The organism is Streptomyces venezuelae (genome assembly GCF_008642355.1).
In the GTDB taxonomy this organism is placed as follows: Bacteria; Actinomycetota; Actinomycetes; order Streptomycetales; family Streptomycetaceae; genus Streptomyces; species Streptomyces venezuelae_B.
In genome coordinates, this window is the sequence record NZ_CP029193.1 from 76,598 (window position 1) to 99,323 (window position 22,726).

At 74.4% G+C, this 22,726-nt stretch carries 20 protein-coding genes and 1 pseudogene; 10 read left to right on the forward strand and 11 right to left on the reverse strand.

From position 1 onward, the window contains the following. The first annotated feature begins 25 nt into the window (after nucleotides 1–25). Nucleotides 26–2,122, forward strand: coding sequence for a xanthine dehydrogenase family protein molybdopterin-binding subunit (locus tag DEJ47_RS00360; protein ID WP_150163927.1), 2,097 nt, complete (start codon nucleotides 26–28; stop codon nucleotides 2,120–2,122). A 23-nt stretch (nucleotides 2,123–2,145) separates the two neighbouring features. Here the strand turns inward: DEJ47_RS00360 and DEJ47_RS00365 are convergent, their stop codons facing one another. From DEJ47_RS00365 to DEJ47_RS00380, 4 genes are all read right to left on the reverse strand, one after another. Further along, nucleotides 2,146–3,177, reverse strand: coding sequence for a PHP domain-containing protein (locus DEJ47_RS00365; RefSeq protein WP_150163928.1), 1,032 nt, complete (start codon nucleotides 3,175–3,177; stop codon nucleotides 2,146–2,148). A gap of 189 nt (nucleotides 3,178–3,366) precedes the next feature. Continuing rightward, nucleotides 3,367–4,248, reverse strand: a complete 882-nt coding sequence (locus DEJ47_RS00370) for a short-chain dehydrogenase/reductase (RefSeq protein ID WP_150163929.1) — start codon at nucleotides 4,246–4,248, stop codon at nucleotides 3,367–3,369. Continuing rightward, nucleotides 4,245–5,876, reverse strand: a complete 1,632-nt coding sequence (locus tag DEJ47_RS00375) for a phytoene desaturase family protein (protein ID WP_150163930.1) — start codon at nucleotides 5,874–5,876, stop codon at nucleotides 4,245–4,247. Before DEJ47_RS00375 ends, DEJ47_RS00370 begins: the two co-directional genes overlap by 4 nt. Next, nucleotides 5,869–6,333: an SRPBCC family protein gene (locus DEJ47_RS00380; RefSeq protein WP_150163931.1), complete on the reverse strand. Its 465-nt coding sequence runs from the start codon at nucleotides 6,331–6,333 to the stop codon at nucleotides 5,869–5,871. The genes DEJ47_RS00375 and DEJ47_RS00380 overlap by 8 nt, the downstream gene beginning before the upstream one ends. Nucleotides 6,334–6,576: 243 nt before the next feature. Here DEJ47_RS00380 and DEJ47_RS00385 point away from each other — a divergent pair, with 243 nt between their 5' ends. Then, nucleotides 6,577–8,088: an SDR family oxidoreductase gene (locus DEJ47_RS00385; RefSeq protein WP_150175334.1), complete on the forward strand. Its 1,512-nt coding sequence runs from the start codon at nucleotides 6,577–6,579 to the stop codon at nucleotides 8,086–8,088. Nucleotides 8,089–8,322: 234 nt separating this feature from the next. Here the strand turns inward: DEJ47_RS00385 and DEJ47_RS00390 are convergent, their stop codons facing one another. Then, nucleotides 8,323–9,654, reverse strand: a complete 1,332-nt coding sequence (locus DEJ47_RS00390; protein ID WP_150163932.1) for an aspartate aminotransferase family protein — start codon at nucleotides 9,652–9,654, stop codon at nucleotides 8,323–8,325. Nucleotides 9,655–9,754: 100 nt separating this feature from the next. Here DEJ47_RS00390 and DEJ47_RS00395 point away from each other — a divergent pair, with 100 nt between their 5' ends. From DEJ47_RS00395 to DEJ47_RS00405, 3 genes are all read left to right on the forward strand, one after another. Then, entirely contained in the window at nucleotides 9,755–10,669 is a 915-nt protein-coding gene (locus DEJ47_RS00395; RefSeq protein WP_150163933.1) for a LysR family transcriptional regulator, read from the forward strand. Nucleotides 10,670–11,007: 338 nt separating this feature from the next. Next, entirely contained in the window at nucleotides 11,008–11,904 is an 897-nt protein-coding gene (locus DEJ47_RS00400; RefSeq protein WP_150163934.1) for an SDR family oxidoreductase, read from the forward strand. Nucleotides 11,905–11,945: 41 nt separating this feature from the next. Beyond that, nucleotides 11,946–12,152 (forward strand): hypothetical protein, encoded by a 207-nt coding sequence (locus DEJ47_RS00405; RefSeq protein ID WP_150163935.1) that lies wholly within the window; start codon nucleotides 11,946–11,948, stop codon nucleotides 12,150–12,152. A gap of 33 nt (nucleotides 12,153–12,185) precedes the next feature. Here DEJ47_RS00405 and DEJ47_RS00410 read toward each other — a convergent pair whose 3' ends face one another. Continuing rightward, nucleotides 12,186–13,403, reverse strand: a complete 1,218-nt coding sequence (locus tag DEJ47_RS00410) for a PP2C family protein-serine/threonine phosphatase (protein WP_398339160.1) — start codon at nucleotides 13,401–13,403, stop codon at nucleotides 12,186–12,188. A gap of 240 nt (nucleotides 13,404–13,643) precedes the next feature. Between DEJ47_RS00410 and DEJ47_RS00415 the strand changes: the two genes are divergently transcribed. Further along, nucleotides 13,644–13,895: a hypothetical protein gene (locus tag DEJ47_RS00415; RefSeq protein WP_190415199.1), complete on the forward strand. Its 252-nt coding sequence runs from the start codon at nucleotides 13,644–13,646 to the stop codon at nucleotides 13,893–13,895. 427 nt (nucleotides 13,896–14,322) lie between these two features. Here the strand turns inward: DEJ47_RS00415 and DEJ47_RS37490 are convergent. Next, a pseudogene (locus DEJ47_RS37490) lies at nucleotides 14,323–15,072 on the reverse strand (bacterioferritin); the annotation flags it as partial. A gap of 200 nt (nucleotides 15,073–15,272) precedes the next feature. Here DEJ47_RS37490 and DEJ47_RS00430 point away from each other — a divergent pair. Further along, complete coding sequence (locus tag DEJ47_RS00430) at nucleotides 15,273–16,160, forward strand: helix-turn-helix domain-containing protein (RefSeq protein WP_150163937.1); 888 nt, start codon at nucleotides 15,273–15,275, stop codon at nucleotides 16,158–16,160. 77 nt (nucleotides 16,161–16,237) lie between these two features. On the opposite strand, the gene DEJ47_RS00435 is transcribed toward DEJ47_RS00430, so the two are convergent. Next, nucleotides 16,238–16,738 carry a zinc-ribbon domain-containing protein gene (locus tag DEJ47_RS00435; protein WP_150163938.1) on the reverse strand — a complete coding sequence of 167 codons (501 nt, stop codon included), beginning with the start codon at nucleotides 16,736–16,738 and terminating at the stop codon, nucleotides 16,238–16,240. A 255-nt stretch (nucleotides 16,739–16,993) separates the two neighbouring features. Between DEJ47_RS00435 and DEJ47_RS00440 the strand changes: the two genes are divergently transcribed. After that, on the forward strand, nucleotides 16,994–18,445 hold the full coding sequence (locus DEJ47_RS00440) for a multicopper oxidase family protein (protein WP_150163939.1): 1,452 nt from the start codon (nucleotides 16,994–16,996) through the stop codon (nucleotides 18,443–18,445). A 71-nt stretch (nucleotides 18,446–18,516) separates the two neighbouring features. Here the strand turns inward: DEJ47_RS00440 and DEJ47_RS00445 are convergent, their stop codons facing one another. Beyond that, on the reverse strand, nucleotides 18,517–18,990 hold the full coding sequence (locus DEJ47_RS00445; protein ID WP_150163940.1) for a carboxymuconolactone decarboxylase family protein: 474 nt from the start codon (nucleotides 18,988–18,990) through the stop codon (nucleotides 18,517–18,519). A 96-nt stretch (nucleotides 18,991–19,086) separates the two neighbouring features. Further along, on the reverse strand, nucleotides 19,087–20,019 hold the full coding sequence (sigJ, locus tag DEJ47_RS00450; RefSeq protein ID WP_150163941.1) for an RNA polymerase sigma factor SigJ: 933 nt from the start codon (nucleotides 20,017–20,019) through the stop codon (nucleotides 19,087–19,089). Nucleotides 20,020–20,164: 145 nt separating this feature from the next. Between sigJ (DEJ47_RS00450) and DEJ47_RS00455 the strand changes: the two genes are divergently transcribed. Continuing rightward, the gene (locus DEJ47_RS00455; protein ID WP_150163942.1) at nucleotides 20,165–20,548 is read left to right on the forward strand and encodes a nuclear transport factor 2 family protein; all 384 of its coding nucleotides are present in this window, start codon (nucleotides 20,165–20,167) and stop codon (nucleotides 20,546–20,548) included. A 67-nt stretch (nucleotides 20,549–20,615) separates the two neighbouring features. Here the strand turns inward: DEJ47_RS00455 and sigJ (DEJ47_RS00460) are convergent, their stop codons facing one another. Further along, on the reverse strand, nucleotides 20,616–21,551 hold the full coding sequence (sigJ, locus tag DEJ47_RS00460; protein WP_150163943.1) for an RNA polymerase sigma factor SigJ: 936 nt from the start codon (nucleotides 21,549–21,551) through the stop codon (nucleotides 20,616–20,618). Nucleotides 21,552–22,104: 553 nt separating this feature from the next. On the opposite strand from sigJ (DEJ47_RS00460), the gene wrbA reads away from it, so the two are divergent. After that, entirely contained in the window at nucleotides 22,105–22,716 is a 612-nt protein-coding gene (wrbA, locus tag DEJ47_RS00465) for an NAD(P)H:quinone oxidoreductase (protein ID WP_150163944.1), read from the forward strand. Nucleotides 22,717–22,726: the final 10 nt, after the last annotated feature.

A 22,726-nucleotide genomic window follows, 5' to 3' on the forward strand; every position in this document is an offset into this window, starting at 1 on the left:
GTATCCGCCTGCAGGGAGAGACACCATGCCGCAGACCGCCGACGCGCCGGGAGCGGACCTCGAGCGCCGGGAGGGCACCGACAAGGTGCTCGGCAGCGCCCGCTACGCCGCCGAGCACACGCCTGAGGGCTGTGCGTACGCGTGGCCGGTCGCGGCCACCGTGGCGCGCGGCGAGGTGCGTACGGTCGACGACGCGGCGGCGCTGGCGCTGCCCGGTGTGGTGAGCGTGCTGCACCACCGCAACGCGCCGCGCCTGGCCGAGCCGGACGACGCCACCCTGGCCGTGCTGCAGGACGCCCGTGTGCCGCACCGCGGCTGGTACGTGGCGCTGGTGGTCGCCGACACCCTGGAGGCCGCCCGCGAAGGCGCCGCCACCGTCCGGGTCACCTACGCCGAGGAGCCCTTCGACGTCACCCTGCGGGCCGAGCACCCCGACGCCTATGTGCCCGAGGACTCCGACGGGACCTCGGGCGAGCACGTGCGCGGCGACGCGGAGGCGGCGTTCGCGGCCGCGCCGGTGCGGGTGGACACCGGCTACCGGGTGCCGCCGCTGCACAACCACCCCATGGAGCCGCACGCGGCCACCGCCCACTGGCAGGACGGGCATCTGCGCGTGTACGACTCCAGCCAGGGCGCCACCACCGTGCGCGACACGCTGGCCGGCCTGTTCGGGCTGCGCAAGGAGCAGGTGACGGTCGTCTCCGAGCACGTGGGCGGCGGCTTCGGGTCCAAGGGCACGCCCCGCCCGCACGTGGTGCTGGCCGCCATGGCCGCCCGTGCCACCGGCCGCCCGGTCAAGCTCGCCCTGCCCAGGCGGCAGTTGCCGGCCGTGGTGGGCCACCGCGCGCCGACCCTGCACCGGGTGCGGCTGGGCGCCGGCACGGACGGCACGCTCACCTCGGTGATCCACGAGGTGAGCGCGCACACCTCCCGCATCAAGGAGTTCATGGAGACCGGGGCGGCCGCCACCCGCGTCATGTATCCCTCGCCGCACGCGCGGACCACGCACCGGGCGGTGCCGCTGGATGTGCCCAGCCCCTCCTGGATGCGGGCGCCGGGCGAGGCGCCGGGGATGTACGCGCTGGAGTCGGCGATGGACGAGCTCGCCCAGGCGCTGGACATCGACCCCGTCGAGCTGCGGCTGCGCAACGACACCCGGCACGAGCCGGACAGCGGCAAGCCCTTCAGCAGCCGGCACCTGGCGGAGTGCCTGCGCGAGGGGGCGCGCCGCTTCGGCTGGGCCGGGCGCGATCCGCGGCCCCGCACCCGCCGGGAGGGGCCGCTGCTGGTGGGCAGCGGGGTGGCGGCGGCCACCTATCCGGTCGTGGTCGCGCCGTCCCGGGCGAGCGTGCAGGCCTGCCCGGACGGCACGTTCGTGGTGCGCATCAACGCCACCGACATCGGGACCGGGGCGCGCACGGTGCTCGTGCCGGTGGCCGCGGACGCGCTGGGCGTGCCGGTGGAGCGGGTGCGCACCGAGATCGGCAGCAGTGACCTGCCCTCGGCGCCGCTGGCCGGCGGCTCCTCGGGCACGGCCTCCTGGGGGTGGGCGGTGCACGAGGCGTGCACGGCGCTGGCCGGGCGCCTGGCCGAGCAGCGCGGGCAGCAGCTGCCGCCGGAGGGGGTCAGCGCCACGGCCGACACGGCGGGGCGGGCCGACGCGGACAGCGACTACGCGCGGCACGCGTTCGGCGCGCACTTCGCCGAGGTCACGGTGGACACGGTCTCCGGTGAGGTACGGGTGCGGCGCCTGCTCGGCGTCTACGCCGCCGGGCGCATCCTCAACTCCCGTACCGCCCGCTCGCAGTTCGTCGGTGCGATGACGATGGGGCTGGGGATGGCGCTGATGGAGCACAGCACGATGGACGGCGCCTTCGGGGACTTCGCGGAGACCGACCTGGCGTCCTACCACGTGCCGGTGCACGCGGACGTGCCGTCCATCGAGGCGCACTGGATCGAGGAGGACGATCCGCACCTCAACCCGATGGGCAGCAAGGGCATCGGTGAGATCGGCATCGTGGGGACGGCCGCGGCGATCGGCAACGCGGTGCACCACGCGACGGGGGTACGGCTGCGGGAACTGCCGCTGACCCCGGACCGGGTGCTCGCCCACGCCCTGTAGCCGCCCGCCCGCGCGGCTGTCGCTCAGCCGGTGGTGCGGGCGCGGCTCTCGCGGGTCCAGGACAGGACTTCGGGCGCGGTCCAGGTGGTCACCACGCGTTCGGCGGGCACCGCGCACTCCTCGGCCCGCGCGCAGCCGATGATCTGCCAGTCGAGCTGGCCGGGCGCGTGGGCGTCGGTGTCGACGGCGAACAGCGTGCCGGCCGCCACCGCCTGGCGCAGCAGACGGCGGGGCGGGTCCAGGCGTTCGGGGCGGCTGTTGATCTCCACGGCGGTGCGGGCGGCCGCGCAGGCGGCGAAGACTGCCGCCGCGTCGAACCGGGACTCGGGGCGGCCGCGGCCGGTGACCAGGCGGCCGGTGCAGTGGCCGAGGACGTCGGCGCGGGGGTTGCTCACCGCGGTGACCAGCCGGCGGGTCATCGCGGCGGCGTCCATGCGCAGTTTGGAGTGGACCGAGATCACCACGACGTCCAGGCGGTCCAGCAGGTCGGGTTCCTGGTCCAGGGAGCCGTCGTCGAGGATGTCGCACTCGATGCCGGTCAGCAGGCGGAAGGGTGCCCACTGCTCGTTGAGGGCGGCCACCACGTCCAGCTGTTCGCGCAGCCGCTCGGGCGACAGGCCGCGGGCGATCGTCAGGCGGGGCGAGTGGTCGGTGAGCACGGCCCACTCGTGGCCGATCTCGCGGGCGGCGCGGCCCATCGCCTCGATGGGGCTGCCGCCGTCGGACCAGTCGGAGTGCAGATGGCAGTCGCCGCGCAGCAGGGCCCGCAGCCGGCTGCCGGCGCCCTCGGCCAGCGGCGCGCGGGCCTCCTCCTCCAGGCGCTGCAGATAGCCGGGCATGGTGCCGGCCAGCGCCTCGCGGATCACGGCGGCGGTCTTGGGCCCGATCCCCTTGAGCGACTCCAGGGAACCGTCGTCGGCCCGGCGTTCCAGCTCCGGTCCCGCAAGGTTCGCGATCACCTCGGCGGCGGTACGGAAGGCCCGCACCCGGTAGGTGGGGGCGCGCCCCCGCTCCAGGAGGAAGGCGATGCGCTCCAGCGCCTCCACGGGCTCCATGACACCTCCGGCCGGACGGTACGTAATGGCGTATCGGTACGTAGGGGTGGGTGGACGGGCGGTTTCCAGCGTCGCGCAGGCACTGGGGTACGGCACGGCGGGCGGGGCGCTGGGGGGCTGACTGCGGGGAGGCGGTGCTGGCGGTGGGCGGCGTGCCCCGGGGGGGGTGCTGAGGGCCAGGGGCGGGGGTCAGGGCGGGGGGTGGGCGGCGTGGCCGCCGGGGCCCAGGGGGCCCGTCTGGGGTGGGAGGCGGTGGTGGAGGCGGGTGCGGGCCAGGCGGGTGACCAGGGGCGGCAGCAGGCCGCGGCCGGCCTGGGCCAGGCGGGTCCAGGCCGGGACGTAGACGGCGGTGCGGCGGTGTTCGATGGCGTCGGCCAGGCGGGCGGCCACCGGCGGGAGGGGGCGGATGCGGCGGGCGGGGGGCGGCAGCAGGGCGCGCGGCTCGCGCAGCGCGGCGTGCGCGTCCACCTCGGCCAGCATGTCGGTCTCCAGCCAGTTGAGGTAGGCGATGCCCACCGCGACGCCGCGGTGGGCGGTCTCGGCGCGCAGCGCGTGGGTGAAGGCCTCCACGCCGGCCTTGGAGGCGCAGTAGGCGCTGAGCATCGGCACGGCGCCGAGCGCGGCCAGGGAGGCGATCTGCAGGTGGTAGCCGCGGGTGTGCAGCAGGTCGGGCAGGAAGGCCTGGGCGGTCAGGGCGCTGCCGGTCAGGTTCACCTCGATCACCCGGCGCCAGGAGTGCGGGTCGGCGCTCTGCAGGGGGCCGGCCTGGGCGATGCCGGCGTTGGCGACGACGACGGAGGGCGGTCCCAGCCGCGCGCGCACCGTGCGGGCCGCGGCGCGCAGGGCGGCGGGGTCGGTGACGTCGACGGGCAGGGCCAGGGCGGGCGTGGGCAGGGTGGCCGCCACCTGTTGCAGCGCGTCCGGCTCCAGGCCCAGCAGGGCGATGCGGGCGTCGCGGGCGGCCAGTTCGCGGGCGAGGGCGGCGCCCAGGCCGCGGGCGGCACCGGTCACCACGACGGTGCGCCCGCGCAGCGGGCCGGGGCGCGGGCGGTACGGGCGGGGGCCTTTCACGGGTGGGGCGGGGGTGGGGTGCCGGTGCGGTCGCGGCGGGTGAGGTGGCGTTGGGTGCGGGTCAGCGGGAAGGGCAGGCGGCGGCGGAGCGCGGCGCGGGCGGCGTTGGCGCCGGGGGCGCCGTGGACGCCGCCGCCGGGGTGGGCGGCGGCCGAGGCCAGGTAGAGGCCCGCCAGGGGGGTTTCGGGGCGTCCGGTGCCCGGCACGGGGCGGAAGAACAGCTGCTGGTGCAGGGAGGTGGTGCCGCCGTTGAGGGCGCCGGCGTGCAGGTTGCGGTCCAGGGCCTGCAGGGTGGGCGGGGCCAGGATGCGGCGGGCCCGGATCAGGGTGCGGAAACCGGGGGCGAAGCGTTCGACCTGCTGCTCCATGCGGTCGGCCATCCGTTCCTGCTCGGCGGCCCGCCAGGCGCCGGTGATGCCGTCCTCGCCGGCGTCGGCGCGGATGTCCTGGGGGATGTGGGTGTAGGCCCAGGCGGACTCGGTGCCGGCCGGGGAGCGGGTGGCGTCCGAGGTGGTCATCTGGCCGAAGAGGAGGAAGGGCCGGTCGGGTACCTGGTGCATGGCCAGCTGGGCGGCGAAGCGGGTGAGTTCGTCGACGCCGTCGGCCAGGTGGACGGTGCCCGCGCCGGCGGCCTCCTTGGCCTGCCAGGGCACCGGTCCCTCCAGCGCCCAGTCGACCTTGAAGGTGGCGAAGTCCCACTGGAAGCGGCGCAGGTCGGCAAGGAGCTGGTCGGGCAGGTGCTGGGGGGCGATGAGGTCGCCGTACAGGGCGGGCAGCGCCACGTCGGCCAGGACGGCGCGGGTGGCGGGCACGCTCTCGCCGTCGGCGGTGCGCACGGCGACCGCGCGCCCGTCGCGGACGATGATCTGTTCGGCGCGGCGGCCGCAGTGCACCTGCGCGCCGCGCGCCGCGAGGCGCCGGGTCAGGGCGGCGGTCAGGGCGCCGGCGCCGCCCACCGGGACGGGGAAGCCGTAGCTCTGGCCGAGCATGGCCATGAGCCAGCCGAAACCGCCGCTGCCGGCCGCCTCGGGGGCCAGGTCGGCGTGCAGGGCGTTGCCGGCCAGCAGGAGCCGGCCGCCCTCGCCGGTGAACTCCTCCTCGCCCAGGCGGCGTACCGGCAGCAGCAGGGTGCGGGCCATGCGCAGCGCGCCGGCGGTCTTGAGGCGGTAGGCGAGCCTGGCGGTGGCCTTCACCGGGGGGAAGGGGGTGAACAGGGCCTCGAGGAGGGCGGGGCGGATGTCGTCCCACATGGCGTACAGGCGCTCCCAGGCGGCGCCGTCGCCCGGGGCGAAGGCGTCCAGGGAGGCGGCGGTGTGCTGCGGGCTGCGGTCCAGGACGGCGCAGCGGCCGTCGCTCAGGGGGTGGGCCACCACGTGCGGGGCGTGGCTCCAGCGCAGTCCGTGTTCGTGCAGGCGCAGTCGCTGCAGGACCGGGGAGGCGGCCGCCAGGGGGTAGAAGGAGCTGCACAGGTCGTTGACGAAGTCGGGGTGCACGCCCCGGTCGTGGCGCACCGCGCCGCCCGGTTCGCTCTGTTCCTCCAGGACGGTGACGCTCCAGCCGGCGTCGGCCAGGAGGTTGGCGGCGACCAGACCGTTGGGGCCGGCGCCGATGACGACGGCGTCAGGCATGGTCCGCTCCGCTGGTGGCGCGGCCCGTCTCGGCTTCGCAGACCCGGGCCAGGCGGGCCAGCATGGCGCGGTGGCGGATTTGGATGAGGGCTTCGACGGCGGTGTTGTGCAGGGCGCCGGCCGCGCCGCGCAGCGGGTGTTCGTCGACGGTGACCAGGCTGTGCTCGCCCCAGGGCCGCACCTCCAGGGCGATGCGGGCGGTGCCCAGGGGGCCGGCCTTGGCCTCCAGTTCCAAGATGGTGCCCTCCTCGCAGCGGCGTACGACGGTTTCGTTGGTGGCCCGCAGCGGGCCCAGCCGTACCTCGTACTGAAGGGCCGCGCCGACCTGCGGCCAGTGGCCGCGCACCGGCGTGGAGGAGGCGGTGCCCACCACCCATTGGGCGTAGCGGCTGCCGTCGGCCAGCACGCTCCACACCGTCGCCGGGCTCACCGTGATCAGTCGATGACGCCGTGCCATCCGTGCCTCCCTGGCTCGCCCCTGATTCGCCCCTGACTCGTCGTCATCGCCGGGTGCCCCGATCCGCCGATTTCAACATCGTGCGGGACGCGCGTCGTCTTCGCGCTCCGGGGCAGGTGTGCGGGCACGCGGTGGCGGGGTGCGGCGTGTCGCGGGCGGGGCCGCGGCGGGTGAGACTTTCCGGGGGCGGGCGGATGCGGCGCCCGGCTCTTTTTCGTCGAGGAGGCGGCAGCGCACGTGAGGGTGAGTGACGGCAACGACTCCCGCGCCGGGCGGCGGCTGGTCCTGGTGACCGGGGCCACCGGCTACATCGGGGGCCGGCTGGTGCCCGGCCTGCTGGCGGCCGGGTACCGGGTGCGGTGCCTGGCCCGGTCCCCGGAGAAGCTGCGCGATCATCCCTGGGCCGGTCAGGTGGAGGTGGTGCGCGGCGATGTGACCGACGCGGACTCGCTGGCCGGCGCGTTCGAGGGGGTGGCGGTGGCCTACTACCTGGTGCACGCGCTGAGCACCGGGGCCGGCTTCGAGGACACCGACCGGCGCTCGGCGCGCGCCTTCGCCGAACGGGCCGGGGCGGCCGGGGTGGGGCGCATCGTGTATCTGGGCGGGCTGACCCCGGCCGGGGTCAGCGAGCGGGAGCTGTCGCCGCATCTGCGCTCGCGGGCCGAGGTGGGCCGGATCTTCCTGGACTGCCCGGTGCCCGCGGCGGTGCTGCGCGCGGCGGTCATCATCGGGTCGGGCTCGGCGTCTTTTGAGATGCTGCGCTATCTCACCGAACGCCTCCCCGTCATGATCACCCCCAGTTGGGTGCGCACCCGCATCCAGCCGGTCGCGGTCCGCGATGTGCTGCGCTACCTGGTGGCCTGCGCCGAACTGCCCGCCGAGGTCGACCGCAGCTTCGACATCGGCGGGCCGGAGGTGATGACCTACCGCGACATGATGCGCGCCTACGCCCGTGTCGCCGGGCTGCGGCACCGCCTGATCGTGCCGGTGCCGCTGTTGACCCCCACCCTCTCCAGCCACTGGGTCGGCCTGATCACGCCGGTGCCGCGCGGCATCGCCCGGCCGCTGGCGGAGTCGCTGCGCCACGAGGTGATCTGCCAGGAGCACGACATCGCCGCCTACGTGCCCGACGGGCCCGGCCGGCCGCTGCCCTTCACCGATGCGCTGCGGCTGGCCCTGCAACGCATCCAGCAGGCGCAGGTGAGCACCCGCTGGTCCTCGGCCGCGGTGCCCGGTGCGCCCAGCGATCCGCTGCCCACCGACCCCGACTGGGCCGGCGGCAGTCTCTACACCGACCACCGCACGCTGCTCGTGGACGCTACGCCTGCGGCGCTGTGGCGGGTCATCGAGGGCATCGGCGGTGACAACGGCTGGTACTCCTTCCCGCTGGCCTGGGCGGTACGGGGCTGGCTGGACCGGCTGGCGGGCGGGGTGGGCCTGCGCCGGGGGCGCCGTGACGCGCACCGGCTGCGGGTGGGTGACTCCCTGGACTTCTGGCGGGTGGAGGAGATCGAGCCGGGCCGGCTGCTGCGGCTGCGCGCGGAGATGCGGCTGCCGGGTCTGGCCTGGCTGGAGATGCGGGTGGAACGCGACGCCTCTGGCCGCACCCGCTACAGCCAGCGCGCCCTGTTCCACCCCCGCGGCCTGGCCGGCCACGCCTACTGGTGGTCGGTGGCGCCTTTCCACGCGGTGGTCTTCGGCGGCATGGCCCGCAACATCACGAAGGCGGCGGGCAAGGAGCCCGAGCGCCCCTGAGCCCCTCCCCCACCTGCCCCACACCCCGGCCGCCCCTCCCCCCTGGTGCGGGCACCCGACGCGCCCCGCGCCGACGGCCCGGACACAACTCCCCCGGCCCGCCCCGGCCGGCGGCCCGTGCTCAGGGTGGTGCCCGGGCCGCGTACCCGGTGCGGCGGGTGGCGGCCCCGCCGGGCCGTCGGCGGTCCCGGTGCGGCTCCCCGCGCCAGGGAGGTGCCCGCGGGGTGCCGGGTGTCAGAGGGTGGCGCAGGTTTCTGTCAGGGTCTGGTCCAGGATGGTCAGGGCCCGGGTGAGTTCGTCGTGGGTGGTGGTCAAGGGGGGTGCGATGCGCAGGACGCCGCCCATGCCGGGGAGCTGGACGATGTTCATGTGCAGGCCCAGTTCCAGGCAGCGCCGGGTGACCTGGGCGCCCAGTGCGTCCGAGGTCTGCTTGGTCCCGCGGTCCAGGACGAGTTCGAGGCCAGCCAGCAGGCCGCGGCCGCGGATGTCGCCGACGACGTGGTGGCGGGCGGCGAGGCCGGCCAGGCCCTCGCGCAGGAACCGGCCCAGCTCTCGGGCGCGTTCGTCCAGGCGGTCCTCTGTCAGGACGTCCAGGACGGTGTTGCCGACCGCGGCCACCAGCGGGTCGGCGACGTGCGTGGTGAAGAACAGGAAGCCGCGCTCGTAGGCCTCCTGCTCGATCTCCGCGCTGGTGACCACCGCCGCCAGCGGCAGGCCCGCGCCGAGTGTCTTGGACAGCGTGAGGATGTCGGGGACCACGCCGTCGCGTTCGAAGGCGTACCACGTGCCGGTGCGGCACAGTCCGGTCTGTGCCTCGTCCAGGATCAGCAGCATGCCGCGCTCGCGGCACTTGGCGTGCAGCGCCGCCACGTACCCGGGGGGCGGTTCGATGATGCCGCCGGAGCTGAGGATCGGCTCGATGAGGCAGGCGGCCAGGCTGCCGGTGGACTGCGCGTCGATCAGGTCGAAGGCCAGGTCCAGTTGGCGGCGCCAGTCCAGTGTGCCGTCGGCGGTGGTGATGTCGGGCCGGTAGGAGTTGGGCACCGGGATGGCGAAGTTGCCGGGCGCGGCGGGCCCGTAGCCCTTGCGGCCGGCGCTGTAGGTGGCCGAGGCGGCGGCCTGGGTCATGCCGTGCCAGGAGCGGGCGAAGGAGACGACCTCGTGTCTGCCGGTGACGAGTCTGGCCATCCGCAGGGCGGCCTCGTTGGACTCGGCGCCGGTGGTCAGCAGCAGCGTCTTGGCCAGCGGCGCGGGCAGCGTGCCGGCCAGCCGTTCGGCCAGGTCGACCACGGGGCGCGAGAGCATGCCGCTGTAGAGGTGGTCCAGGCGGGCGACCTGCTGCTGGACGGTGGCGACGATGCGCGGGTGGCAGTGGCCCAGGACGGCGCTCATCTGGCCGGAGGTGAAGTCGAGGATCGTGCGGCCGTCGGCGGTGAACACCTGGCTCCCGGCGGCCCGTTCGATGATCTCGTGGGTGAACTCGGCGCCGTAGCGCACGAGATGGGCCTGGGCCCGGTCCCAGAAGGCGGCGGGGGCGGACGGCGCGGCGGGGGTCGTGGCAGCCATGGCGCCGACGGTAGGCCGCCCCCGAGCGGTGCGTCCATCGCACATGTGTGACGGTGCTGTTCGGCTCTGCCGCACAGCGGTCCGCCCGACAATGGGGGGTGTGATGAATCCCTGGAGGCTGCGGCTGCTGTGCCGTCTGGAGACGCTGGGCACGGTGCGGGCGGTCGCCCAGGCCGTGCACATGAGCCCCTCCGGCGTGTCCCAGCAGCTGGCGGTGCTGGAGAGCGAGACGGGCACCCGGCTGCTGGAGCGCACCGGCCGGCGGGTGCGGCTGACCTCGGCGGGCCTGATTCTGGCGCGGCGCTCGCGGGCGCTGCTGGAGCAGATGGACGGCCTCGAGGCGCAGGTGCGCGGGCTGGGCCAGGAGCCGGCCGGGCTGGTGCGCCTTGGCACCTTCCAGAGCGCGATCCACACGCTGGCCGTGCCGGCGGTGCGCGCGCTGGCGTCCGCGCATCCCCGCCTGCAGGTGGAGGTGGTGCAGCTGGAACCGCACGAGAGTCTGCCCGCGCTGCGCGGCGGGGATGTGGACCTGGCCATCACCACCACCGACTTCGGTGAGCTGCCGCTGGGCGAGGACCTGGACCTGGTGGTGCTGGCCCGGGACCCGGTGCTGCTGGTGCTGCCGCCCTCCCATCCGGCCGCCGGGCGCGGCCCGGTGGACCTGGCGGCCTTCGCGGACGAGCCGTGGACGCTGGACCTGCCGCACTCCTACATGGCCGGACTGGCGCTGCGGCTGTGCCGGCAGGCCCGTTTCGAGCCGCGGGTGGCGGCCCGGTTCGGCAACTACCTGATGACGCTGCAGCACGTCGAGGCGGGCCTGTCGATCGCGCTGCTGCCCGGCCTGGCCGTCGATGCCCGCTACCGGGTGGCCACCCGCGAACTGGCCCGGCCGGTGACCCGCACCATCACCGCGGCCGTCCGCCGCGGCGCGCCGCCGGGGGCGGCGGTGCGCGCCGTGCTGGACGCGCTGCGCCGTCCCGCCGCAGCGGGCGGGGCGGGCGGGCAGCAGGAGTAGGTCAGCGGCGCTTTTGCGACTTCACATACCAGGCGGCGGCGACGGCGAGGACGAGGAGGACAAGAAGGATCTTCATGGTTCCCGGTTGTCCCCGATCGGGCGGGACATGCCTGCCGTGCTCGTGGCGGGCCGGCGGCGGGGGGTGTTTTGCCGGTCGGGGGCCAGGGCACCCGGTGGCCGCGGCCGCGCCGGCGCCGCCGGTGCGCCGAGCCGGGCGGTGCCGTCCCGCGCTTTCCGGTGGTGAGGTGCTCGCGTCTTGCGGAAGGTGGGAGAGGCGCCCCCGGGGCCCGGAGCGGTCCGCGCCCGGCCCGTACGCCCCCGCACGAAAGGCAGCACCCATGACGGACACTCCCGGCCGGCAGGGCCCGCAGGACCCCACCTCCAAGGGACCGCGCCCGGACTTTCCCCAGCAGGACCAGGAGGTGCCCGGCTGGACCGGGCCGATGGACCCGCCGCCCGACCACGGGGAGGACTCCTACCGCGGCTCCGGACTGCTGCGCGACCGCGTCGCGCTGATCACCGGAGGCGACTCGGGCATCGGGCGGGCGGTGGCCATCGCGATGGCCCGCGAGGAGGCCGACGTCGTGTTCACCCATCTGCCCGCCGAGGCCGGCGAGGCGCAGGAGACCGCCCGCTGGATCGAGGAGGCCGGACGCCGCGCCGTTGCGGTGCCCTGCGACATCCGCGAGGAGGAACAGTGCCGGCGGCTCGTGGAGCGCGCGGTCACCGAGTTCGGGCGGATCGACGTACTGGTCAACAACGCCGCGTACCAGATGTCGCAGCCCAAGGGCATCACGGACATCTCCACCGAGCAGTTCGACCGGGTGGTGCGCACCAACCTGTACGGCATGTTCTGGCTGTGCAGGATGGCCGTGCCGCACATGCCGCGCGGCGCCTCCATCATCAACACCACCTCGGTGCAGGCCTACAAGCCCAGCCCGCACCTGCTGGACTACGCCATGACCAAGGGCGCCATCGTGACGTTCACCCAGGGGCTCGCGCAGATGCTGGTCGAGGACGGGATCCGGGTCAACGCGGTGGCGCCGGGCCCGGTGTGGACGCCGCTGATCCCCGCGACGCTGCCGGACACCACGGAGTTCGGCAAGCAGGCGCCGCTGGGCCGGCCCGCGCAGCCCGCGGAGATGGCCCCGGCCTATGTCTTCCTCGCCTCGGAGCACGCGAGTTTCATCACCGCCGAGATCATGAACGCCACCGGCGGCACGCCCCTGCCCTGAACACGCCACAGCACCTGCCCGGACACGGAAAGGACATCACCATGCGGCACCACCAGCACGATCCCGCGCAGACCGCGGCCGAGGAGGTCCTGGAGGAGGTCGAGGACGCCGAGGAGCGGCCGGTACCCGACAAGCGGCGCGAGCACGCCAAGGACGGCGAGGCCGGCGACACCCTCACGCCCAGCCCCGCCGCCCAGGAGGACATCCACGAGGACAAGGGCGGGCCCGGGGGCAGCAGCCGGGGCTGAGCGGGCCGTTCAGCGGGCGCCGAGCGGGGCCGTTCAGCGGTGTGCGGGCCGCGGCTCCCGGCCGGGCGGATGCCATTCGATCATCAAGATGGTGGCGTCGTCGCGGAGCCGGTCGGTCTGCGCGTCCAGGACGGAGTGGATGAGCCGGCGCAGCGTCTCGGCGGCGACCTCGCCGCCGGTGGAGGCGCGGATGACGGAGTCGGCGAACCGTTCGAGTCCGAATTCGGTGCCGTCGGCCAGCCGGGCCTCGGTCAGGCCGTCGGTGTAGAGCAGCACGCGGTCGCCGGGTTCCAGGGTCGTCTCGTGGATCTGGCGCTCGGCGCCGCGCAGGAAGGCGGAGAAGCCCATGGGCGGGTCCGCCTCGCGTTCCAGGGCGCCCTCGACGAGCCGGTTGTCGCGGATGAGCAGCGGCGGGGGGTGCCCGCAGTTGCACCAGCGCAGCACCCCGCCGGCCAGGTCCAGGCGCAGCAGGACGCCGGTGCAGAACTGGTCGGGCAGCCACAGGCTGATGGCCGCGTCCACCTCTTCCAGCAGTTCGGGCAGCTCCGCGCCGGTGCGCCGGCTGTTGCGGCAGGCGGCCAGGGCCACCGCGGTGGTCAGGCCGGAGAGCAGGTTGTGGCCCATCGCGTCGACGATCGTGGCGTGCAGGGCCGTTGGGGTGAGGCAGTGGTCGAAGGCGTCGCCGCCGATCTCGTAGGCGGGTTCCAGTACGGCGGTGGAGACCACGTGGGTGTTGCCGATGGTGCGCGGCGGCAGGAAGGCGCGGAGCATCTCGGCGGGCAGCCGCATGGGCTCGGAGCGGGTGCGCTGGACGACGTTGTCCTTGTAGGCCCGCTTGGAGGTGATCATCATCGCCAGGAGGGAGGCCAGGGCCCGGCTGCGGCGCAGCAGCGCGGGGTCCAGGAAGGGGGTGTGGACGGCGACCACGCCCAGGCGTTCGGCGCCGTCCAGCAGGGGCAGCCAGGCGGTCATGCCGCCGGCGGGGGATTCCTGCACGCGCAGGGCCAGGGTGCGGTAGGCCCAGCCGGCCAGTGAGCTGTCCACGTCGAGGGCGGCCGCGTCGTCGTTGAGCGGGATCAGGCGGCGCTGCTGGAGGTCGGCGAGGTAGACCACGGCCTGGGGCACGCCCAGGGCGGTGGCGCACCGGGCGACGGCGGTGGCCAGGTCCAGTACGGCGTTGTCGGGGTCCGCGAGGAAATCCTCGAGTCCGCTGGGCGGCTCCGATGTCGGCACGTCCTCTCCCTTCGCCACGGGGCTGCGCGACTCGGCTGGGTGCTGGGTGCTGGTTTCCGGGTGCTGGGTGCTGGGTTCCGGGTGACACGAGCAGTCTCACACCGCACCGGCGTGCCTGCCCGGCCGCCGTGTCGCCGATCGGCCGCGGGTGGTCCACGGTGATCAGTACGAGTTGTCCCGCCCTGCGCGGGTACCTGCACCCCAGCTCCCCCCGGGCCGGTCCGGCCCGGGGCGGGGACGCCGAGGAAAGGAGACACCGTGAGCGAGCAGATACCGCCCTCCCCCGGTGCGGACGGCACTCCGCCGGTGCCCAGGGACCTGCCCGACCAGCTGGCCGACGACGGCCAGGACCCCTGGGAGGCGGCGCAGAACACGGCCGAGGCCTCCGACGGCGGCGGCGGCGAGGACGAGGTGCCCGAGACCGACGAGGCCGGCACCGGCCGGCGCGACAACGGCGGGGCGACGGGCGCCCAGAGCGAGGATCCGGTGCCGCAGGAGCCCTCCGGGTGAGGGCGGGGCCCGGCCAGATGAGCACAGCGAGGGAAAGGGATTGACGGTGAGCGGTGCGGGAGAAGAGCCGGCGCAGGTCACGGTGGAACTGAGCGGGGCGGCCAAGGACGCCGGGAGCGTCTTCGACGTCCTGAAGGCGGTCTACGCCTCGGACCGCGACGGCGGGCCCACGGCGTCGGACGCGAGCGGGCCGACCGTGTGGAGCGGTGTGTTCGACACCGCCCGGCCGGCGGGCGGCGGGCCGGGCGGCACGCCCTCCCTGCAGGGCCCGGTGACCGCCGGGGTGCAGGGCGGCTATGTGGCGGTCGACCAGGTCGTCACGGTCCTCTCGGCGGCCTTCACCGTCACCGAGGAGGGCTCCGCCTCGGGCGATCAGGTCCTCGAAGACGCGGCGGGTGGTGGGGTCGCCCTCCCCCAGCCACTGGGCGATCTCGGTGTAGGCGGCGACGGCGACGCGTTCGGCGACCAGGTCCTCCTTGATCATTTCGATCAGGTCGGTGCTGTCGTCGTACTCCGCGTGGGAGCGGGAGGTGAGCGTGTCGGGGTTGAAGTCCGGCTCGCCGCCCAGCTGGACGATGCGCTGGGCCAGTTTGTCGGCGTGCTCCTGCTCCTCCTGGGCGTGTTCCAGGAACTCCGCGGCCACCGGCTCGGAGTACAGGCCCGAGACCGTGTAGTAGTGCCGCTTGTAGCGCAGGGTGCAGACGATCTCGGTGGCGAGGGCCTCGTTGAGGACGAGGAGCACGCGCTCCAGGTCCGCGCCGTAGGCGTCGGTGACCGGGCCCTTCTCGATCTGCCGGCGGGCCCGCTCGCGGATGGTCTTGATGTCGGTCAGGAACTCGGCCATGGCTGCTGCTCTCTGCTGGGCGGTCGGGGCGGCGGGCGGAGCGCGTCCGGTGTCCCGCCACCCCCTGACCGTACCCATATGTCCGCATTCATCCCCTGGTGGCCGGTGCCGGTGTCGGGACCGGCCACCAGGGGGCGCCGGAGCGGGGCGGCGTCCGCGCGGGCGGTGCCGGTGCCCTGACAACGCAGGTGACCGCTCTGCGGGTGTCGGGGTACTCTGCGCGCCGGGCGGACGGGGCCGGCGTGCGGCGGGCCGCCCTTCCGGCACGAACAGGGGTGGCTCGTGCGCGCGTTGGGCCGCGCGGCGGGCCGTGGGGGGAAGCGGAGACGACATGCGGGGGCTGGGCCAGGGCAGACCGGCGGGCGGCGCGGTGGGGGTGCGCCGCGGGGGCGTCCGCCGCGCGCCGCGCCCCCACAGGCACCCCCCGGCGGCGGCCGGACGGCGGACGTGCCGCCTCGGCCGCCGTGCGGCGGCAGGCGGGCCGTCACTGCCGGGGGCGGCTGCCGCGGGCGGGATGGGCGGGAGGGCCGGCGGTGGACAATAAGGCCGCCCTGCGGCAGCTGCTGCGCGGCAAGCGGAGCCGGCTGGAGCCCGCCGCGGTGGGCCTGCGCCCGCGCACCGGCCGCGGCCGCCGCGCCCCGGGGCTCTCCCAGGCGCAGGTCGCCCAGCTCCTGTACGTCTCCGAGCGCACCTACGCCCAGCTGGAGCGCGGCGAAATGCCCGCCCCCGCCCCCGGCTTCCTGGACCGGGTCTGTGAGGTGCTGCGTCTGGAGGAGGGTGATCGCACCGCGCTGTACGTGTACGCGCTGGGGTACGAGCCGCCCCGGCCCCAGGACCCGCTGGCCGGGCAGGACATCCACGGCGCCTGGCACGAGGCGGTGACCAGTGTGAGCAGGCCCTGTTACGTCAACGACGTCGCCTGGAACGTACTGGCCTGCAACGAGGCGTTCACCGCCACGTTCCCGCGCGCCCCGGGGGCCCGGCCCGCGCTGCCGGAGCGCAACTTGATGCGCTACATGCTGCTGCGGCACACCGCGCGCGAGCACCACCTGCTGGACTGGGAGCGGCAGTGGGCCCGGCCGCTGGCCGCGCAGCTGCGCAAGGCCGTGGCGCAGTACCCGGGCAACGGTGACCTGCGGGAGCTGGACCAGGAGGTGGAGGCCGACCCGGTGGCCGGGCCCATCTACCGCTCGGATCCGGTGACCTACGTCCAGCCCAGCGGGGCGACGCGGCCGGTGCGCTTTCCCTGGCCCGGGCCGGCGGGCCCGCCGGCCGGCGCCGAGCGGTGCTGCGCCGAGCATCTGCCCTCCCGGGCCGGGCTGGTGACCATGTGTGCGGCCGTGCCGCTGGGCTCGCCCGGCGCCCGCTTCTTCATCCTGGTCTTCGAGCCCGCACCGGCGGCGGGGGGCACGGGGCGCTGAGAGCCCGCGCCCTCACCCCGGACGCCGAGGCGGTGGTGCAGGCGCCCGCCCCCGGACGGGAAGGGCCCGCCCCGCCCTCACCCCGCCCCGGCCCCGGGGGTGGTTTCCCAGAGGGGGTGGCCGCAGTGGGGGCAGAAGCGGGCGCCGTCGGGGGTCAGGTGGTCGCAGTGGGGGCACACGTGGGCCAGGAGGCAGGCCGGGTCGCCCAAGTCGGCGGGGGCGGGGGGCCGGTGGCGGTGGGCGGTGGTGTAGGTCAGGCCCCGGGCGCCGGCCCGCAGGGCGTGCGGGGTGCGGGCGGGCAGCCAGGCCAGGGCGCCGGGGGCGAGCGGGAAGCGGGTGCCGGCCAGGCGCAGTTCGCCCTCGCCGGCCAGCACGGTGAGCAGGAGGCCGTGCCCGGCCCCGGCGTCCTCGCCCAGGTCCGTGCCGGGCGCCAGCCGCACCACGGCGGCGTCCAGGTCGCGGCCCCGGCCGCGCAGCGCCCACACCACGCTGACCGGTCCGCGCCCGGGGGCGCCGGTCTCGTGCGGGCCGAGCAGGACCGGTCCTGGCGCGTGGCCGGGCTGCGGGTTCGTGGGCATCGTGCCGTGTCTCCTTCACGCCGGGGCGGGTCATGCGCAGTGTGCGCCGGCCGGGCGCCGCGCGCGATGCCGGGAGGGGTGAAAGCGGGGCGGACCGGGACCATGCGGATCCGAGTGAATCTCGAGGTGCGGCTGGTGAACTACGGCTGGCACCGCACGGCTTGACGCGGCCGCGCTCTTTGTCACCCCGTGCGGCCGGCCCCTTCGCGGTTGCCCGTTTTCTCACTCACGTACGCATGTACTTAGGAGGGCACCATGGTCACCCGACGCCGTCTGCTCGGCACCGGACTCGCCGCCGCGGGCGTAGGGCTCACCGGGGCGTCGTTCACCCCCCTGCTCGGCGTGGACCGCGCCAAGGCCAGCCCGGCCGCGGCCGCCGCGGCCATACCCGAGCTGTTCACCGTACCCATGCCGCAGATGCCGGTCCTCAGACCCACGCTGCGCACCACGACCACCGATTACTACGACGTCACCACCCGCCGGGTCCGCAAGGAGATCCTGCCGGGCATCCAGACCGATCTGCTCACCTACGACGGGAACTTCCCCGGCGCGACCATCAAGGCGCGCTCGGGGCGCACCGTCGTCGTGCGCCAGCACAACGAGCTGGACGTGGCCACCTCCTCGCACCTGCACGGCGCCTCGGTCACCCAGGCCAACGACGGCGACCCGATGGACACCCTGGCGCCGGGCGGTGTGCGCGCCTACACCTATCCCAACAGGCAGCCGCACGCCTCGCTGTGGTACCACGACCACGCCCACCACATGGAGTCGGAGAACGTCTACCGCGGGCTGCACGGCAGTTACCTGCTGACCGACGCCGTCGAGGACAAGCTGCCGCTGCCCAAGGGCGAGTACGACGTGGTGATCGCGATCCGCGACGCGCACTTCGACGCGGCGGGGCAGCTCGTGTACGTCATGGACGACCAGCAGCGCTCCACGCTGCTGGTCAACGGCGCGCCCTACCCCTACTTCCAGGTCGCCGCCCGCAAGTACCGGCTGCGCCTGGCCAACATGTCCAACCAGCGTTTCCTGGGGCTGCGGCTGGCCGACGGCAGCGAGATCGTCCAGATCGGCTCGGACGGCGGGCTGCTGCCGCGCCCGCACACCACCGACACCCTCACCCTGTCCCCGGGCGAGCGCATCGACGCCGTCGTGGACTTCTCCCGCTACAAGGTGGGCGAGAAGGTGGTGCTGGAGAACACCATCATCTTCGCCGGCAGCGCCGAGCAGGTGGGCCAGGTGATGCGGTTCGACGTGGTGCGCACGGCCGCCGACAGCAGTGCGGTGCCCGCGGTGCTGCGCTCGCTGCCGGCGCTGCCCACGCCGACCAACGAGCGGACGGTGGTGATGAAGATGGAGGAGGGGGTGGCGCACCCCAAGGGCTTCATGGACGGCAAGGTGTACGACCCGGCGCGGGTGGATGCCAGCATCCGGTTCGGGGCCAGTGAGGTGTGGACGGTCACCAACGCCAATGCGCGGGTGCCGCACAACTTCCATATGCACCTGGTGCAGTTCCGGGTCCTGGAGCGCAACGGCAAGCCGCCGGCGCCGGGTGAGGCGGGGCTGAAGGACACGGTGATCGTGGCGGCCGGGGAGACGGTCAAGCTGCAGGCGACCTTCGACTCCTACCGGGGTTCCTACGTCTACCACTGCCACATGCTGGACCACTCGGCGATGGGCATGATGGCGACCATGAAGATCAGCTGAGCCGGCGCCGCCCGCGGCCCGCATCGGGCCGCGGGCGGTTCGCCCCCTCCCCCCCGGGTGTGGGGGGCGGTTCAGGTGAACTGGCCGACCCGGTAGTGGCCGGCGGGCTGCTGGGCCATGATGTTGAGCCGGTTGAAGGCGTTGATCAGGGCGATGGTGGCCAGCAGGGCGGCCAGCTGGTCCTCGTCGTAGTGGCGGGCGGCGTTCGCCCAGGCCGCCTCGCTGACCCCGCCGGCCGCGTCGGCGACACGGGTGCCCTGTTCGGCCAGTTCCAGGGCGGCGCGTTCGGCCTCGGTGAAGACCGTCGCCTCGCGCCAGGCGGCGACCAGGTTGAGGCGCACCTGGCTCTCCCCGGCGTGGGCGGCCTCCTTGGTGTGCATGTCGATGCAGAAGCCGCAGCCGTTGATCTGGCTGGCGCGCAGCCTGACCAGTTCCTGCGTCGACGCGGGCAGCGTGGAGTCCGCTGCCGCCTTGCCCGCCGCGGCCAGGTACTTCACGAAGGCGGCCGAGACGGGGTTGTCGAAAAGGTTCAAGCGAGCGTCCATGGTGGGCTCCTCTGCCGTGCTGGTGTGTACACAGCTCAGACCGCGCAGCCCGCCCGGATGTGACAGCCGCCCGCGCCGCCGGGGCGCGGGCGGGGGTCAGCCGGTGGTCCAGGGGCGGAGTTTTTCGGGGTTGCGCACCGCCCACAGGTGCTTGATGCGCTCGCCGGCGAAGTCGAAGGCCAGCACCGAGACGGTGACGCCGTTCTGCTGGACGACCAGGCCGGGCTCGCCGTTGACGGTGCGTTCCAGGATCGTCATGGCGGGCGCCTTGGCGGTGATGGTGACCAGGTAGCGGGCGATCTGCTCGCCGCCGCCGGTGGGGGGTGCGGCGTTGACCAGGCCGCCGCCGTCGGCCAGCCCGGTGGCGTCGGGGTCCAGGAGGCTGATCAGGGCGCCGATGTCCTTGGCCTCCCAGGCCTGCTTGAAGTCGCGCACCAGGTCGGCGCGGCGGGCGGTGGCGGTGGCGGGGGCCTGCTGGGCGCTGCGGATGCGGCGGCGGGCGGAGGAGGCCAGCTGGCGGCAGGCGGCCGGGCTGCGGCCGACGCTTTCGGCCACTTCGGCGAAGGAGTAGCGAAAGACGTCGTGGAGGATGAAGGCGACCCGTTCGGCCGGGGTCATGGACTCCAGGACCACCAGGAAGGCCATGTTGACCGACTCGTCCAGGGTGATGCGGTCGGCCGGGTCGGCGGTGCCCGCCGAGCGGCCGCTGATCCACTCGGAGTGGTCGGGCAGCGGTTCGGGGATCCACTCCCCCACATACCGCTCGCGCCGGGCCCGCGCGGAGCCCAAAAGGTCCAGGCAGATGCGGCTGGCCACGGTGGTCAGCCAGCCGCCGGGCGAGGCGACCGCCTCGCGCTGGGCGGGCGTCATGGCGTACCAGCGGGCGTAGGCCTCCTGCACCACGTCCTCGGCGTCGGCCAGCGAGCCGAGGAAGCGGTAGGCGAGGTTGATCAGCTGACGCCGCTCGCTCAGGACCGTGCTCAGGTCCGTCTCGAGCCGGTCGTCGTCTGGCGCGGTCTGCGTCGTCATCGTCTCGCTTGCTCCCTTGGCCGGAATCTGCCGTCATGGCATACGACGAGACAGCCGGTGGGAATGTGAGGCGGCCCGGCCCGCCGGGCGGCACCTTCTGGCAGGATTCCAGCGCCCTCCTAGCCGTATCAAATAGTCATATGACATGAGCAAACACAAAGCGATCGTGGAGCGGTACCGCGACGGGGTCCTCAGCGGCGACCACGAGCAGGTCCTGGCCCTGGTGACCGACGACGTGGTGTGGGAGAGCCTGGGCCAGCTGCGGGTGCAGGGCAAGGACGCGCTGCGGGGCGTGGTGCAGAACAAGGACGACGTGGTGGCCGAGGGCGTCGTGCAGCGTCCGCGGATCACGGTCGACCGGCTGATCGAGGAGGGCGACACGGTGGTGGCCACCGGGCGGGCCGCGCTGGTGCTGCCCACCGGCGCGAGCGCGGAGTTCCTCTTCTGCGACGTGTTCACCTTCGTCGGGGACGCGATCAGTCACCTGGAGAGCTACAAGGTTCCCCTGGCCCCGCCCCGGCAGGGCTGACCGCGCCCGCAGCCGGTCCCGGTGCCCGGCCGGGTGCCGGGACCGGGGCGCGCCGTCCCGCGGCGGGTCAGCCGGCCGTCCAGGGGCGCAGCTTCTCGGGGTTGCGCACCGCCCAGATGTGCTTGATGCGCTCGCCCTCGAAGTCGAAGGCCAGCACCGAGACGGTGACGCCGTCCTGCTGGGCCACCAGGCCGGGCTGGCCGTTGACGGTGCGCTCCAGGATCGTCAGGTCCGGGGCGCGGCCGGCGACGTCGGCGAAGACGCGGGCGATGGCCTGGCCGCCGGTGACCGGCTGCAGCTGGGCGCTGACCAGGCCGCCGCCGTCGGCGATCGTGGTGGCGTCGGGGTCGAGCAGGCCGACGAGGGCCTCGATGTCCTTGGCGGCCCAGGCCTGTTTGAAGTCGCGCACCAGGTCGGCGCGGTGGGTGGTGGCGGCCGCCGGTGTGCTGCGGGCGGCGCTGATGCGGCGGCGGGCGGAGGAGGCCAGCTGGCGGCAGGCGGCCGGGCTGCGGCCGACGATCTCGGCGACTTCGGCGAAGGAGTAGTGGAAGACGTCGTGGAGGATGAAGGCGACGCGTTCGGCCGGGGTCATCGCGTCCAGGACGACGAGGAAGGCCATGTTGACCGACTCGTCCAGGGTGATGCGGTCGGCCGGGTCGCCGGCGGCCTCCTCCGGCCCGCTGATCCACTCCATGCGGTCGGGCAGCGGCTCGGGGATCCACTCCCCCACATACCGCTCGCGCCGGGCCCGGGCCGAGCCCAAAAGGTCCAGGCAGATGCGGCTGGCCACGGTGGTCAGCCAGCCGCCGGGGGCGGCGACCGCCTCGCGCCGGCGTTCGGACATCGCATACCAGCGGGCGTAGGTCTCCTGCACCACGTCCTCGGCGTCGGCCAGCGAGCCGAGGAACCGGTAGGCGAGGTTGATCAGTTGCCGGCGCTCGCTGAGTACGGCGCGCAGGCCGGGGTCGAGCCGGCTGTCCTCCGGCTCCACGTGCTTGCTCATGGTGTCGCCAACTCCCTTGACTGCGCCCCGACTTCACCAGTTCGTTCCGGCGTCGCCCTGAAGGTGGCGCGCGTCACCTCACATTACAACGGGCTGCGTCGTCGTATGGCTGGAGATCGAATTCCCGCCGGGCTCCCGTCCCCCGGTCGCCCGGCGCCGGAATCCCCGTTCTCCGCCCGCGACTTCGGGCCTTCGAGGTCGCACCGACCGCCGAGGAGAATTGCCGTGCAGCTGACTTCGATCCGCGGATCACCAGCAGGTCCGGGCTCCGCCGTGCGCGGCGGCCGCCCGGTGCGCCAGGTTCCGTCCCGGCCGGGGTTATGACACAGGCTCTGACCTGGGACGCACGGCTCCGGTCGACGGGGGCCGCCGACAGTGCCACACCGCCGGCGGCGCCCCGCGGGGCGGACCGCGGTCCGCGCACGGATGTTCTTCCCGGCCTGTGCCCCCGCCCGCTGCCGGATGTTTTTCCCACAGGGGTACGGCCGTCTCCCACGGGGGCGGCCGGCTTCTGGCACCACCCGTTAAAGCACGCGAAGAAAAGGAAACAGCTGTGGAACCTGTGAACGTTGCAATCATCTATTACAGCGCGACCGGCAACGTGCACACGTTGGCTCAGGCCGTGGCCGAGGGTGCGGAGAAGGCGGGCGCCACCGTGCGGCTGCGCAAGGTCGCCGAGACCGCCCCCGACGCGGCGATCAGCGCCAACCCCGCCTGGGTCGAGCACCGCGCGGCCACCGCCGATGTCGCCGAGGCCACCCACGACGATCTCGCCTGGGCGGACGCGGTCCTGTTCGGCACCCCCAGCCGGTTCGGCAACCCCGCCAGCCAGCTGCGCGCCTTCATCGACACCACCGGCCCGCTGTGGTTCGCGGGCAAGATCGCAGGCAAGGTGTTCTCCGCGTTCACCGCCAGCAACACCGCCCACGGCGGGCAGGAGTCGACGATCCTGGCGCTGTCGAACACCTTCTACCACTGGGGCGGCATCATCGTGCCCCCCGGCTACACCGACCCCATCCAGTTCCAGTCCGGCAACCCCTACGGCACCTCGCACGTCGCGAACGACGGGGCGCCGGGCGAGGTCGCCCTGCAGGCCGCCCGCCACCAGGCACGCCGCGTGGTGGACACCGCGGCGGCGCTGAAGGCCGGGCGCGGCGAGCTCTGAGCCGCCGCGG

Bases quoted from the DNA above. Each gene is read 5' to 3' on its own strand.
- DEJ47_RS00360 (WP_150163927.1), top strand. From the start codon at position 26: ATGCCGCAGACCGCCGACGCGCCGGGAGCGGACCTCGAGCGCCGGGAG.
- DEJ47_RS00365 (WP_150163928.1), bottom strand. From the start codon at position 3,177: ATGGAGCCCGTGGAGGCGCTGGAGCGCATCGCCTTCCTCCTGGAGCGG.
- DEJ47_RS00375 (WP_150163930.1), bottom strand. From the start codon at position 5,876: ATGCCTGACGCCGTCGTCATCGGCGCCGGCCCCAACGGTCTGGTCGCC.
- DEJ47_RS00380 (WP_150163931.1), bottom strand. From the start codon at position 6,333: ATGGCACGGCGTCATCGACTGATCACGGTGAGCCCGGCGACGGTGTGG.
- DEJ47_RS00390 (WP_150163932.1), bottom strand. From the start codon at position 9,654: ATGGCTGCCACGACCCCCGCCGCGCCGTCCGCCCCCGCCGCCTTCTGG.
- DEJ47_RS00400 (WP_150163934.1), top strand. From the start codon at position 11,008: ATGACGGACACTCCCGGCCGGCAGGGCCCGCAGGACCCCACCTCCAAG.
- DEJ47_RS00405 (WP_150163935.1), top strand. From the start codon at position 11,946: ATGCGGCACCACCAGCACGATCCCGCGCAGACCGCGGCCGAGGAGGTC.
- DEJ47_RS00435 (WP_150163938.1), bottom strand. From the start codon at position 16,738: ATGCCCACGAACCCGCAGCCCGGCCACGCGCCAGGACCGGTCCTGCTC.
- DEJ47_RS00440 (WP_150163939.1), top strand. From the start codon at position 16,994: ATGGTCACCCGACGCCGTCTGCTCGGCACCGGACTCGCCGCCGCGGGC.
- DEJ47_RS00445 (WP_150163940.1), bottom strand. From the start codon at position 18,990: ATGGACGCTCGCTTGAACCTTTTCGACAACCCCGTCTCGGCCGCCTTC.
- sigJ (WP_150163941.1), bottom strand. From the start codon at position 20,019: ATGACGACGCAGACCGCGCCAGACGACGACCGGCTCGAGACGGACCTG.
- DEJ47_RS00455 (WP_150163942.1), top strand. From the start codon at position 20,165: ATGAGCAAACACAAAGCGATCGTGGAGCGGTACCGCGACGGGGTCCTC.
- sigJ (WP_150163943.1), bottom strand. From the start codon at position 21,551: ATGAGCAAGCACGTGGAGCCGGAGGACAGCCGGCTCGACCCCGGCCTG.